Genomic DNA, 12,025 nt, shown 5'->3' on the forward strand with positions numbered 1-12,025 from the left:
CGGGGTATCAACTAATCTGGCGTTGATTTTTGGCACGCTGTTGAGTTCTCAAGGAACGGTCGCTTCCTTTGTACTCACCCTCTCGGGCTTTCCTCCGGGCGCTTCCCTTCGGTCTTGCGTTTCCGACTCTATCAGATCTTTTCTCGACCCGATTTCCTCGGTGCTTTCCAGGTTCCCGCTCTCGCGTTTCCCTTTCCGGCGGTTCCGACTCTATCAGATCCTTTCGGCGTCCGATTCCCGGTCGGCGGGTTTGTCTTCGCGGCTGTTGGGCCGTTCCGACGAGTGAGACTTTAGCGGATTCCCGGCTCCCGAGCTAATCGGGGGCCGCGTCCTTTCGAACGTGGATTCCTCATTTCGCGAATACGCACGCCAAAACAGCCGACGCGGAACGTCGATGAAGTGGCTGGTACCTGCGGAATCGCTGTCCGGGGACCGACCGAGGTCGGCGCTCACGTCGGACAACTCGGAGAACACTACGCACGGGGCCGGGGTGTGTCAACTCACCCCCGAGGCCACAGGTGAGGCGTACCCTGACGGCATGACCACGCATACGTGTAGCCAGCTCTGGTGGGCCGCCTGACGGCGGCCGACTCACGTATGCACTCAACGGCCGCCGCTTCGGCGGCCGTTCTCGTATCTCCTCCAGGACTCCGGGGGCCGGCCGGTCGGAACGGCGGTCTCGATCAGGAAATGGAGCGGAGATGACACGGGTCTTCAGCGGGATCAAGCCGACCGGGCATCTGACCCTCGGCAACTACCTGGGAGCCATGCGCCGCTGGGCCGAGGTGGACCAGCACAGGTCGGACGCCCTGTTCTGCGTCGTCGACCTGCACGCCCTGACGGTGGACCACGATCCGGCCCGGGTGCTCAGACTGAGCCGGCAGGCGGCGACGCTGCTGCTCGCGTCGGGACTCGACCCGGAGCTGTGCACCGTGTTCCTGCAGAGCCACGTCGACGAGCACACGCGTCTGTCGTACCTGCTGGAGTGCGTGGCGACGGACGGCGAGATGCGCCGCATGATCCAGTACAAGGAGAAGGCGCCGCGCGAGCGTGGGCGGGGCGGGAGCGTACGGCTGTCGCTGCTGACGTATCCGGTGCTGATGGCGGCGGACATCCTGGCCTACGGGGCCGACGAGGTGCCGGTCGGCGAGGACCAGACGCAGCACGTCGAGCTGACGCGGGACCTGGCGGTGCGGTTCAACCAGCGGTACGGGCAGACCTTCGTGGTGCCCAGAGCCACTCCTCCGGAGGTGGCCGCCCGGGTGATGAACCTTCAGGACCCGACGTCGAAGATGGGGAAGTCCGACGACTCCGGGCCCGGGATCGTCTACCTGCTCGACGAGCCGGACGTGGTGCGCAAGAAGGTCATGCGGGCCGTGACCGACAGCGGCCGGGACGTGGAGTACGACCGGGAGGCGCGGCCGGGGGTGGCGAACCTGCTGGAGATCCTCGGCGCCTGCACGGGCGGGGACCCGCAGGCGCTTGCCGCTGACTACGACTCGTACGGCGCCTTGAAGAAGGACACCGCGGAGGCCGTGGTGGAGGTGCTCAGGCCGGTGCGGGAAAGGCACCGGGAGCTGTGCGCGGACCCCTCCTATATGGAGGGGGTGCTTCGCCGGGGCGCGGAGAAGGCCCGGGCGATGGCGCGGCCGACCGTCGACGCCGCCTATCGCGCGATCGGTCTGGTGCCGGCCGTGTCCGAGCCCGCACCGGACTCGGCCCCGTAGGGAAGCCGGACGGCTCCGGGGCGGTGGGGGGAAATCGGTGTCCCGCCGCCCCGGGTGCGGTCGTTCTCTTTCAGTCCTTCTTGCCGGAGGCCAGTTCGCGGCTCCGGTCGCGGGCGGCCTCCAGGGCGGCGATGAGGGCGGCGCGTACGCCGTGGTTCTCCAGCTCGCGGATGGCGTTGATCGTCGTACCGGCGGGGGAGGTCACGTTCTCGCGCAGCTTGACCGGGTGCTCGCCGCTGTCGCGGAGCATCACCGCGGCGCCGATGGCGGACTGGACGATCAGGTCGTGGGCCTTGTCGCGGGGCAGACCGAGCAGGATGCCGGCGTCGGTCATGGCCTCGACCAGGTAGAAGAAGTACGCCGGGCCGGAGCCGGACAGCGCGGTGCAGGCGTCCTGCTGGGTCTCGGGGACGCGCAGGGTCTTGCCGACACCGCCGAAGATCTCCTCGGCGTGGGCGAGGTGCGCCTCCCCGGCGTGGCTGCCCGCGGAGATGACGGACATGGCCTCGTCGACGAGGGCGGGCGTGTTCGTCATGACCCGGACGACCGGGGTGCCGGCGGCCAGGCGCTCCTCGAAGAAGGAGGTGGGGATGCCGGCGGCGCCGCTGATGACCAGGCGGTCGGCGGGGAGGTGCGGGGCGAGTTCGTCCAGGAGGGCGCCCATGTCCTGCGGCTTGACCGTGAGGATCAGGGTGTCGGCGGTCTTGGCGGCCTCGGTGTTGGTGACCGCGGTGACTCCGTGGCGGGCGCGGAGTTCCTCGGCGCGTTCGGGGCGGCGGGCGGTGACCAGGAGATCGGCGGGGGCCCAGCCGGCCCGGATCATTCCGCTGAGCAGGGCTTCGCCGATCTTGCCGGTGCCGAGGACTGCGACTTTCTGGCTCATGCGGTTCAGTCTGGCACCGGGGCCGTGGGGTGCGGGCCGTTGTCCGGCTGACGGAACGCGGACCGCCTGCCACGACCGGCCCTACGCCGTCCGCCGTCGCAGGGTCGCCGCGCCGAGGACCAGGACCAGGACGGCGCAGCCGGCCACGATCAGTACGTCGCGCAGGAACGTGGCGGTCATGTCGGTGTGGTGGAGGACCTCGTTCATGCCGTCGACGGCGTACGACATGGGCAGGACGTCGGAGACGGCCTCGAGGGCGGGGTGCATGTCGGAACGGGGTGTGAAGAGTCCGCAGAGCAGGAGCTGGGGGAAGATCACCGCGGGCATGAACTGGACCGCCTGGAACTCGGAGGCCGCGAAGGCCGAGACGAAGAGACCGAGGGCCGTGCCGAGCAGGGCGTCGAGGAGCGCGACGAGCAGGAGCAGCCAGGCCGAGCCGGTGACGTCCAGGCCGAGGAGCCAGAGCGCGAGTCCGGTGGCGAGGGCGGACTGGACGACGGCGAGGGCGCCGAAGGCGAGCGCGTAGCCGGCGATGAGGTCCGCTTTGCCCAGGGGCATGGCGAGGAGACGTTCGAGGGTGCCCGAGGTGCGTTCGCGCAGGGTGGCGATCGAGGTCACCAGGAACATCGTGATCAGCGGGAAGATGCCGAGCAGCGAGGCGCCGATGTTGTCGAAGGTGCGGGGGCTGGCGTCGAAGACGTAGCGCAGCAGGACCAGCATCAGGCAGGGGACGAGGATCATCAGCGCGATGGTCCGCGGGTCGTGCCGGAGCTGGCGCAGGACTCGGGCCGCGGTGGCGGTGGTGCGGGTGGCGTTGAAGGCGCCGGTCGGGGCGGCGGCCGCCAGGGGTGTCGTGCTCATCGTGTCGTCTCCTCGGTGCGGTCCGCGGCGGCGTCCTGGTCCACCAGGCGGAGGAACGCGGCCTCGACGGTGTCGGTGCCGGTACGGGCGCGCAGGGCGTCCGGGGTGTCTCCCCCGGCCTCCGGCCGGGAGGTGCCCCCGGCGAGGATCCGGCCGTCGCGCATCAGGAGCAGCCGGTGGCAGCGTTCGGCCTCGTCCATGACGTGGGAGGAGACGAGGAGGGTGACGCCCCGGTCGGCGACGAGGGCGTGGAAGAGGTTCCACAGGTCGCGGCGCAGGACGGGGTCGAGGCCGACCGTCGGTTCGTCCAGGACGAGGAGTTCGGGGGCGCCGAGGAGGGCGACGGCCAGGGAGACGCGGCTGCGCTGGCCGCCGGAGAGGTTGCCGGCGAGGGCGTCGGCGTGGCCGGTGAGGTCGACGTCGGTGAGGACGCGGGCGACGTCGTCGCGGCGGTCGGGCCTGGTGCGGCCGGGGTCGAGGACCGAGGCGAAGTAGTCGAGGTTCTGGCGGACGGTCAGGTCGTCGTAGACGGAGGGGGCCTGGGTGACGTAGCCGATGCGGCTGCGCAGGGTGGGGTGTCCGGCGGGGCGGCCGAGGACGTCGAGGGTGCCGGAGACCTTGGCCTGGGTGCCGACGATGGAGCGCATGAGGGTGGATTTGCCGCAGCCGGAGGGGCCGAGCAGGCCGGTGATCCGGCCGCGCGCGACGGTGAAGCCGAGGTGGCGCAGGACGGTGCGGGAGCCGCGGACGACGGTGAGGCCGTCGGCGCGCACGGCGTCCGGTGCCGTGGGCCGGGGTGGATCGGACACATAATTCATCACGCGATGAATAATCGTCCGGCGAGCCGGTGCCGTCAAGGGGCGCGTTCGTGTGCTCCCGGACGCGGAAGCGGCGGCCGGTGTGACCGGCCGCCGCTTCCTCTCGTCGGTGATGTGGTGTCAGGGCTTGGTGGCGACGAGCAGGAGCACGTCGTACGTCTCCTCGACGACGCCGCCCGGGAAGACCTTCAGCAGATGGGCGCGCTCCTCCTCCAGGAAGGCGTCCCTGCGCTCCGCCGGCGCGACCAGGAGCGCCGAGTGGCTGCCGATGTTGGCGAGGTGGGTGTCCAGCGGGACGCGGCGGCTCCAGCGGATGTCACGGCGGGTGAAGCGGAGGCGCCCGGTGGGGTCGGCCTGCGCGCGGTCGCCGGCCCCGCGCTTCTCGGCGGGGATGTCGACCCCGACGAAGCGGGCGGTCCGCTCGGCCGACTCGGCGATCCACTCGACGTCGACGGCGTCGGTGTTCCACCACAGCGCCAGCGTCCCGCCCGGACGCAGCACGCGCAGCGCCTCCGGCACCGCCCGGGCGGGGTCGGTCCAGTGCCAGGCCTGGGCGTAGGTGAGGAGATCGGCGTGGGCGTCGGCGACGGGGAGGGCGTTGCCGTCGCCCCGCACGACGGGGACGTCCGGCAGGGCGCGGCGGAACTCGGCGGCCATGCCCTCCCCCGGTTCGACCGCGAGGACGTCGGCCCCTCGGGCCCGCAGCAGGGCGGTGGCGATACCGGTGCCGGCGCCGACGTCCACGACCCGGGCGCCGGACAGGGGGCGGCCGGCCAGATCCTCCACCGCGTCCAGGAGGGCGGGCGGGTAGGAGGGACGGTTGGCGGCGTACTGGGCGGCCGCCGCGTTGAAGGAGTGGGCGCGCAGGCCGCGCGACGGCTCCGCGGTGTGGGACGTGGTCATACCGCCATGCTGTCCACGCCGGGGGGCGGGGACACAAACGGTTTCAGGGGCGCGGCGGCGCCGAGCCGTGCCGCCGGCCCCGGGTCAGCCGCGGCGCTTCCGCTTCGACGGGTTGCCCGTGCGCCGGGAGGTCCGGCGCGCGTACTCCTCGCGGGCCTTGTCGTACTCCTCGCGGTGCAGCTTCTCGCCCGGGGCCTCGGTGAGGGCGCGGAAGAAGTAGGCCAGCAGCGAGCCGACGAAGCCGATGGCGAGCAGGCCGCGCAGCGAGGCCTGCCGCTGGGGGTCGTGGCGCCTGCCGAACCCCTCCCAGGTGTTGCGGAAGGCAAGCGCGCTGCAGATCGCGAACATGGCGATGATCAGCACGGTCACGAAGGCGCCGGTGCCGGCGATCTGCAGGCCGTCGTAGGCGAAGCGCAGCACCAGGCAGGAGACGACGGCCGCGGCGAGGGAGCCCGCCGCCACGCCGGCCCGGCGGGCCGCGTACCCGTGGTCCTGCTCCACCCAGGAGGTGCCGAAGAAGCGGAGGGGTTCGGGCCGGGGCCCGCCGCCCGCGGTCTCGCCGCGCGCGGAGCCCGCCTGGTCCTCCGGGGTGCCGGTGTCGTCGCTCACGTGACGATTATGGCTCCGGACGCGGGCGGGCTCCGGGCGGGGTCAGCCGCAGCGCGGGGCGATGTAGCCGTCGCTGCCGGTCTGGACGTAGGCGTCGGAGACGTACTGGCCGTTGCTGATGTTGTCCCAGATCTTCGACGTGCCGTACGGACCCGTCACCGTCGTACCCGGCGACTGGCAGTACACCGGGACCTTGGCTCCCTCGGTCAGGACGCGGACGATTCCGTAGTCGGTGCCGGGGCCGTTTCGGACGTTGAGACGGACTCCCGGCGCCACCGAGTAGTAGCGCAGTGCCTGTGTCGAGACCGCGGCCTCCTCCGCACCACCGCCGTCGGTCTCCTCGACGCGTTCGACAGACATCGATTGCCTCCCCCGTTCGTCCCCATCGCTGTCATGGGGTCGCGTTTCCATCCCCTTGAGGCGAGTCGGACGACGTGTCCGCGACTCGCACGCGGAGGCTAGCAAGCCGCCTCTGTCTCGCACGAGTCATCGACTAGGCTCCGTGCGTCGCGCGCACGGACGAACAGCACGGGGGTGGTCCATGGCGCCGCAGCGCAGCATTGGAGCGGGCGCGGAAGCGGAACTTCCCGAGTACGCCGGCCGGTATCGCCTGGAGTCACACCTGGGTTCCGGCGGCATGGGTGTGGTCCATCTGGCCCGCAGTGACTCCGGGTTGAAGCTCGCGGTGAAGGTCGTCCACGCCGAGTTCGCCAGGGACCGCGAGTTCAGGGGTCGTTTCCGGCAGGAGGTGGCCGCCGCTCGCAGGGTGAGCGGCGCCTTCACCGCGCCGGTCGTGGACGCCGACCCCAACGCTGAACGCCCCTGGATGGCGACGCTGTTCATCCCCGGTCCGACTCTTTCGGATCACGTGAAGCGGAACGGCCCCATGCCGTCGGCGCAGTTGCGCCGGCTCATGGCCGGGCTCGCGGAGGCCCTGCGTGACATCCACCGGGTGGGCGTGGTGCACCGGGATCTCAAGCCGAGCAACGTCCTGCTCGCCGAGGACGGGCCGAAGGTCATCGACTTCGGCATCTCCCGGCCGAAGGACAGTGAACTTCGCACCGAGACGGGCAAACTGATCGGTACGCCGCCGTTCATGGCGCCCGAGCAGTTCCGGCGGCCCCGCGAGGTCGGTCCGGCGGCGGACATCTTCGCCCTCGGTTCGGTGCTGGTGCATGCCGCCACCGGCCGCGGGCCGTTCGACTCGGACAGTCCCTACGTCGTGGCCTATCAGGTGGTGCACGACGAGCCGGATCTGACGGGAGTGCCCGAGAACCTCGCTCCGTTGGTGCTCCGCTGTCTCGCCAAGGAGCCGGACGATCGTCCGACCGCGGACGAGCTGATGCGGGAGCTGCGGTCCCTGGCCGCCTCGTACGACACGCAGGCGTTCATACCTGCGCAGCGGACGAGCGAGGACGGCAGGAAGCCGCACGTGCCCGACGAGCCGCACGTGCCCGACGAGCCGGCCGCGCCGCGGTCCGGAACACCGCGCCGCCGCGGAAGCCGCGCGGCGGCCGTCGGCGCCGCGGGCGTCGGTCTGGCCGTGCTCGGCGCCCTGGCCGCGATCCACGTGTTCGACGGCCCGCGTGACACGCCTGGTCCGAAGAGCCCGCGCATGTCGCCGGCGTCCGCCGCGTGGACAGCCAGGCCGACCGGCGCGGGCAAGAGCATGCCCCAGTGCTCGTACGGTGCGCGGCGACTGCTCTGCGCCCGGCCCGGCACGGTGTTCGCGCTGTCTCCCGACGACGGCGCTCTGCTGTGGCGGCACCCGGTGGCAGGGCAGGCGTCGAGCGAACCGCCCGCCGTGTCCGCGGGACTCGTGCAGACGTACACGAGAGGAGATCGACTGGCTGCTCTCGCGCCCGCCACGGGCAAAGAGGTCTGGCGACGTCCGCTGCCCCCCGGCACGACTGTTCATCGCGCGGACGACATGGTCCTGCTCATCCGCCCCGACGGGACGGTCACCGGCGTGGACGCCGCCACCGGTGACACGCGGTGGCGGCGTGCGTTCCCCGGACAAGGCACGCCGACCGTGCGGTCCTTCTCGGGAGACCCACTGGTCTACACGGTCCGCACGAACACCGACGGCTCCAGCACCTGGGCGAGCGCGGTGGATCCACGTACGGGGCGGGTGCGTTGGGATGGGCGACTCGCCGGGACGCTGCAGCCGGTCGGCGCCCAGAGCGGCTCGGTCTTCTTCCTCGCCGTCAACAGCGTTTACGGCAGAGCCGAAGAAGTCGTCCGTTACAGACCCGCGTCACAGGAGACGCACCGAGTCCAACTGCCCGTCCCGCTCGACGACGCCCAAGCCACCGTGCGGGGGCGGAACGTCTACCTCCTGGGTAGCACCGGCTCACTGGCCGCCGTCGACATGGACGCACGAGAAGAACTGTGGCGCCTGGAAACCTCGGCAAGCCATGTCTCCGCACCGGTCACCGACGGCAGGAGGGTGTACTTCAGTCTGGCCGACGGACGGCTTCTCGCGGTGGACGCAGTCCGAGGGAAGCTGATCGGCCAGACACCGGCACGGCTGGGGTCGGACCCGGCCCAGGTCGTGGGCGCGCCCTCCGCGCCCGTCCTCATCGGCCCGCGCGTCTACGCCACCGCCCCCGACGGCACCGTCTTCGCCGTCCCCGCGAAGGACCCCGCGGCCTGGTGAGACGGCTCGAGGGGCCGCCCCCGGTGGAGACGGCCCCTCGGGGAACTCCGGGTCAGCCCAGCTTGCTGACGTCGCGCACCGCGCCCTTGTCGGCGCTGGTCGCCATGGCCGCGTAGGCGCGCAGCGCGGCGGAGACCTTGCGGTCGCGCTTCTTCGGGGCGTACGCCCCGGCCAGCGCCTGGTCGCGCCGGGCCAGCTCGGCCTCGTCGACCAGCAGCTCGATCGTGCGGTTCGGGATGTCGATGCGGATGCGGTCGCCGTCCTGGACCAGGGCGATGGTGCCGCCGGACGCCGCCTCCGGGGAGGCGTGCCCGATGGACAGGCCGGACGTGCCGCCGGAGAAGCGGCCGTCGGTGATCAGCGCGCAGCTCTTGCCCAGTCCGCGGCCCTTCAGGTACGAGGTCGGGTAGAGCATCTCCTGCATGCCGGGGCCGCCCTTGGGGCCCTCGTAGCGGATGACGACGACGTCGCCGTCCTTGACCTCCTGGGTGAGGATCCGCTGGACGGCCTCCTCCTGCGACTCGCAGACCACCGCCGGGCCCTCGAAGGTCCAGATCGACTCGTCCACGCCGGCGGTCTTCACCACGCAGCCGTCGACGGCCAGGTTGCCCCGGAGGACCGCGAGACCGCCGTCCTTGGAGTACGCGTGCTCGACGGAGCGGATGCAGCCGCCCTCGGCGTCGTCGTCCAGGGCCTCCCAGCGCTCGGACTGGGAGAAGGCCTCGGCGGAGCGGACGCAGCCGGGGGCCGCGTGCCACAGCTCGACGGCCTCCGGCGACGGGGAGCCACCGCGGACGTCCCAGGTCTTCAGCCAGTCGGACAGGGAGGGGCTGTGGACGGCGTGGACGTCCTCGTTGAGCAGACCGCCGCGGTGCAGTTCGCCGAGCAGGGCGGGGATGCCGCCGGCACGGTGCACGTCCTCCATGTAGTACGTGCGGTTCTTCGCGACGTTGGGCGCGACCTTGGCGAGGCAGGGGACGCGGCGCGAGACGGCGTCGATCTGCTCCAGGCCGAAGGGGACGCCCGCCTCCTGGGCGGCGGCCAGCAGGTGCAGGATCGTGTTGGTGGAGCCGCCCATCGCGATGTCCAGGGCCATGGCGTTCTCGAAGGCCTGGAAGGTGGCGATGTTCAGCGGCAGGACGGTGTCGTCGTCCTGCTCGTAGTAACGGCGGGTGAGGTCCATGACCGTGCGGGCCGCGTTCTCGTACAGGGCGCGGCGGGCGGTGTGGGTGGCGAGGACCGAGCCGTTGCCGGGCAGGGAGAGGCCGATCGCCTCGGTCAGGCAGTTCATCGAGTTGGCGGTGAACATGCCGGAACAGCTGCCGCAGGTCGGGCAGGCGTTCTCCTCGATACGGAGGATGTCCTCGTCGGAGATCTTGTCGTTGACGGCGTCGGAGATCGCGTCGACCAGGTCCAGGGTACGGACCGTGCCGTCGACCAGCGTGGCCCGGCCGGACTCCATCGGGCCGCCGGAGACGAAGACCGTCGGGATGTTCAGGCGCAGGGCCGCCATCAGCATGCCCGGGGTGATCTTGTCGCAGTTGGAAATGCAGACCAGGGCGTCGGCGCAGTGGGCCTCGACCATGTACTCGACCGAGTCCGCGATCAGGTCGCGGGAGGGCAGGGAGTAGAGCATGCCGCCGTGGCCCATGGCGATGCCGTCGTCCACGGCGATCGTGTTGAACTCGCGCGGGATGCCGCCCGCCTCCTTGATCGCCTCGCTGACGATCCGGCCGACCGGCTGGAGGTGGGTGTGGCCGGGCACGAACTCGGTGAAGGAGTTGGCGACGGCGATGACCGGCTTCCGGCCGATGTCCGCACCGGGTACACCGGAGGCGCGCATAAGGGCGCGGGCGCCCGCCATGTTGCGGCCGTGGGTGACTGTGCGGGACCTCAGCTCGGGCATCGTCGCTCGCTCCTTCGAAGACCTTCTGCCAGAGAGTTCTGACTCCTCCGAGCGTACGCCGCCGCTCCAAGGGATGGACAAGCATGTCCGGAATGCGGGACGCGTGTTTCACGGCCGCGGGTGCCGGGGCCGGCCGGGCAACGGTGTCAGGGCGTGGCCGCGGGGGTCAGGGCTGTGTCAGATGGCGCTGCACCACGGGCGCGACCCGCGCGATGATCTGCTCCAGGTCCGCCGACGCCAGCGGCTCCAGCTTGATCACGTAGCGCATCAGCGCCGCGCCGACGAGCTGGGCGGCGGCCAGCTCGGCGCGCAGCTCCGGGTCCGGCAGGTCCACCTGGGCGGCCACGCGGCGCAGCAGCTGGGTGGCGACCAGGCGGCGGAAGACGGCCGCCGCGGTCTCGTTGTTCACGGCGGAGCGGACGATCGCGAGCAGGGGCGTACGGGTCGTGGGGTTCTCCCAGACGCCGAGGACGAAGCGGGTCAGCCGCTCGCCGACCTCGGCCAGCGGGACCTCGGCGATCGCGTCGGGCGCTTCGAGCGCGGGCGCGAAGGCGACCGCGATGGACGCCTCGAAGATCTGCTCCTTGGTGCCGAAGTAGTGGTGGACGAGCGCCGAGTCGACCCCGGCGGCCTTGGCGATGCCGCGCACGGAGGTCTTCTCGTAGCCGCGCTCGGAGAACTCCTCGCGGGCGGCGGCCAGGATGCGGTCGCGGGTGCCGGCGGACTCGGTGCGCGGGGGCCGGCCCCTCCGGCGCGAGGTGGTGCCGGTCATCGCCGTGGCACCCACACGGCGGAGGCGAGGTGCTGCCGGCTGAAGGCCAGGGCCTCGGCGAGGTCGGCCTCGCGCTCGGCGCTGGACATCGCCCGCCGGGTGTTGACCTCGATCACGACGTGGCCGTCGAAGCCGGTGTGCGTGAGCCGCTCCAGCAGTTCGGCGCAGGGCTGGGTGCCGCGTCCGGGGACCAGGTGCTCGTCCTTGGCGGAGCCGCGGCCGTCGGCGAGGTGGACGTGGCCGAGCCGGTCGCCCATGCGGTCGATCATGGCGAGGGCGTCGGTGCGGGCCGTCGCGGTGTGGCTGAGGTCGATCGTGAAGTGCCGGTAGTCGTCCTTGGTGACGTCCCAGTCGGGGGCGTAGGCCAGCATCTCGCGGTCGCGGTAGCGCCACGGGTACATGTTCTCGACGGCGAACCGTACGTCCGTCTCGTTCGCCATCCGCCACACCCCGGTGACGAAGTCGCGGGCGTACTGCCGCTGCCAGCGGAAGGGCGGGTGGACGACGACCGTGTCGGCGCCCAGCTTCTCGGCGGCCGCCCGGGCGCGCTGGAGCTTGGTCCAGGGGTCGGTGGACCAGACGCGCTGGGTGATCAGCAGGCAGGGGGCGTGCACGGCGAGGATCGGGACGCCGTGGTGGTCGGACAGCCGGCGCAGCGCCTCGATGTCCTGGCTCACCGGGTCGGTCCACACCATGACCTCGACGCCGTCGTAGCCGACGCGCGCGGCGATCTCGAAGGCCGTCGCCGTCGACTCCGGGTACACCGAGGCCGTCGACAGGGCGACCTTTACGTCCCTTGGTTCAGCCACGTCCGTCACCTTACGGGGTCGGGCGGCCCGGACGCGGGGTGCCGGTTCGCCATTGTGAGCTTTGCCATCCGCGTAGTT

Annotated in this window: 11 protein-coding genes; 2 read left to right on the top strand and 9 right to left on the bottom strand. The window is 71.5% G+C overall.

Features of this window, described 5'->3' with window-relative positions; translation table 11 throughout:
• Positions 1-701 precede the first annotated feature (701 nt).
• Positions 702-1,727 (top strand): tryptophan--tRNA ligase, encoded by a 1,026-nt coding sequence (trpS, locus tag ABZ478_RS11260; protein ID WP_359547559.1) that lies wholly within the window; start codon positions 702-704, stop codon positions 1,725-1,727.
• Positions 1,728-1,797: 70 nt separating this feature from the next.
• On the opposite strand, the gene proC is transcribed toward trpS, so the two are convergent.
• The 6 genes from proC to ABZ478_RS11290 form a co-directional block, all read right to left on the bottom strand.
• Positions 1,798-2,610: a pyrroline-5-carboxylate reductase gene (gene proC, locus ABZ478_RS11265; RefSeq protein WP_359547562.1), complete on the bottom strand. Its 813-nt coding sequence runs from the start codon at positions 2,608-2,610 to the stop codon at positions 1,798-1,800.
• Positions 2,611-2,691: 81 nt separating this feature from the next.
• Positions 2,692-3,471, bottom strand: coding sequence for an ABC transporter permease (locus ABZ478_RS11270; protein WP_358937652.1), 780 nt, complete (start codon positions 3,469-3,471; stop codon positions 2,692-2,694).
• Positions 3,468-4,289 (bottom strand): ABC transporter ATP-binding protein, encoded by an 822-nt coding sequence (locus ABZ478_RS11275; RefSeq protein ID WP_359548308.1) that lies wholly within the window; start codon positions 4,287-4,289, stop codon positions 3,468-3,470. Before ABZ478_RS11275 ends, ABZ478_RS11270 begins: the two co-directional genes overlap by 4 nt.
• 120 nt (positions 4,290-4,409) lie before the next feature.
• On the bottom strand, positions 4,410-5,192 hold the full coding sequence (locus ABZ478_RS11280; RefSeq protein WP_359547564.1) for a class I SAM-dependent methyltransferase: 783 nt from the start codon (positions 5,190-5,192) through the stop codon (positions 4,410-4,412).
• Positions 5,193-5,276: 84 nt separating this feature from the next.
• Positions 5,277-5,801 carry an EamA/RhaT family transporter gene (locus ABZ478_RS11285; RefSeq protein WP_359547567.1) on the bottom strand — a complete coding sequence of 175 codons (525 nt, stop codon included), beginning with the start codon at positions 5,799-5,801 and terminating at the stop codon, positions 5,277-5,279.
• 42 nt (positions 5,802-5,843) lie between these two features.
• Complete coding sequence (locus tag ABZ478_RS11290; RefSeq protein WP_359547569.1) at positions 5,844-6,161, bottom strand: SH3 domain-containing protein; 318 nt, start codon at positions 6,159-6,161, stop codon at positions 5,844-5,846.
• Between the two features lie 181 nt (positions 6,162-6,342).
• Here ABZ478_RS11290 and ABZ478_RS11295 point away from each other — a divergent pair, with 181 nt between their 5' ends.
• On the top strand, positions 6,343-8,460 hold the full coding sequence (locus tag ABZ478_RS11295) for a serine/threonine-protein kinase (protein WP_359547571.1): 2,118 nt from the start codon (positions 6,343-6,345) through the stop codon (positions 8,458-8,460).
• Positions 8,461-8,512: 52 nt separating this feature from the next.
• Here the strand turns inward: ABZ478_RS11295 and ilvD are convergent, their stop codons facing one another.
• The 3 genes from ilvD to ABZ478_RS11310 form a co-directional block, all read right to left on the bottom strand.
• Complete coding sequence (ilvD, locus tag ABZ478_RS11300) at positions 8,513-10,366, bottom strand: dihydroxy-acid dehydratase (protein WP_359547573.1); 1,854 nt, start codon at positions 10,364-10,366, stop codon at positions 8,513-8,515.
• A gap of 166 nt (positions 10,367-10,532) precedes the next feature.
• Positions 10,533-11,138: a TetR family transcriptional regulator gene (locus ABZ478_RS11305; protein ID WP_358937638.1), complete on the bottom strand. Its 606-nt coding sequence runs from the start codon at positions 11,136-11,138 to the stop codon at positions 10,533-10,535.
• Positions 11,135-11,947, bottom strand: coding sequence for a sugar phosphate isomerase/epimerase (locus ABZ478_RS11310; protein ID WP_359547575.1), 813 nt, complete (start codon positions 11,945-11,947; stop codon positions 11,135-11,137). Before ABZ478_RS11310 ends, ABZ478_RS11305 begins: the two co-directional genes overlap by 4 nt.
• Positions 11,948-12,025: the final 78 nt, after the last annotated feature.

Source organism: Streptomyces sp. NPDC005706, assembly GCF_040631045.1.
Taxonomy (GTDB): Bacteria; Actinomycetota; Actinomycetes; order Streptomycetales; family Streptomycetaceae; genus Streptomyces.